General features: G+C 65.9%; 1 protein-coding gene. It reads left to right on the top strand.

Going from position 1 to position 861, the window contains the following annotated elements; translation table 11 throughout:
• Positions 1-35: 35 nt before the first annotated feature.
• Positions 36-861 (top strand): ISAs1 family transposase (locus I6F35_RS39565; protein WP_346283255.1); only part of this gene is annotated, 826 nt, incomplete at its 3' end.

Genomic DNA, 861 nt, shown 5'->3' with positions numbered 1-861 from the left:
AGGATCCGCGTGCCAGCAACGCCCAACACAGTCTGGTGGACATCCTCGTCATCGCCTTGGCGGCGACGCTGGCCGGCGCCAAGATCTGCACCGAGTTCGAGTTCTTCGGCAAAGGCCGAGAGGAGCTGTTGCGGCGGTTCCTGGAGCTCAGCCACGGCATTCCCAGCCACGACACGTTCAGCAATGTCTTCCGTGCGCTGGACCCGAAAGGTCTGGAAGCGGTTTTGCGCAAGTTCAGCAAGGGCTTTGGCGTCAAGGGCGTGGTCAGCATCGACGGCAAGGCGCTGCGCGGAGCCTTCACGCGGGGCCTTCGGGCCATGCCGCTGCATATGGTCAATGTCTGGGCGGCAGGCACGCGCATGGCGTTGGCTCAGAGGAAGGCCCCCAATCGCAACGAGGTTGCCGGCGTTCTCGAAGTCCTCGCCCTGCTCGATCTGGACGGCACCCTTGTCACCGCCGACGCGTTGCATTGCCGGCCCGACACGGCGCAGGCCATCCGCGACCGGAAGGGCCACTACGTGTTGGCCATCAAGAGCAATCGCGGCCGGCTCTTCAAGGCTGTCAAGGCGCTGCTCGATGCCGCGCGAAAGCCAGCGCGGGCGAGCGAGCCAAGGAGCTCCGCTCATGGCCGCATCGAGCGCCGGCAGGCCATCGTCGTGCCGGCACCACAGTTGGCACAGCAATACGGCTTCCCCGCTATCGCTGCCGTCGGCCGCATCGACAGTTGGCGCGCCAATGCCGGCAAGACCGCCAAGCACAAGGTCCGATACTTCCTGGCCTCGTGCCTGCTGTCGGCCAAGAAGCTGCTCGCGGTCGTGCGCGCCCACTGGGGCATCGAGAACAACCTGCACTGGGTCCTCG

The sequence above is a fragment of the Bradyrhizobium sp. BRP22 genome, assembly GCF_020194175.1.
Taxonomy (GTDB): domain Bacteria; phylum Pseudomonadota; class Alphaproteobacteria; order Rhizobiales; family Xanthobacteraceae; genus Bradyrhizobium.
This window is presented reverse-complemented; position numbering and strand designations above follow the sequence as displayed.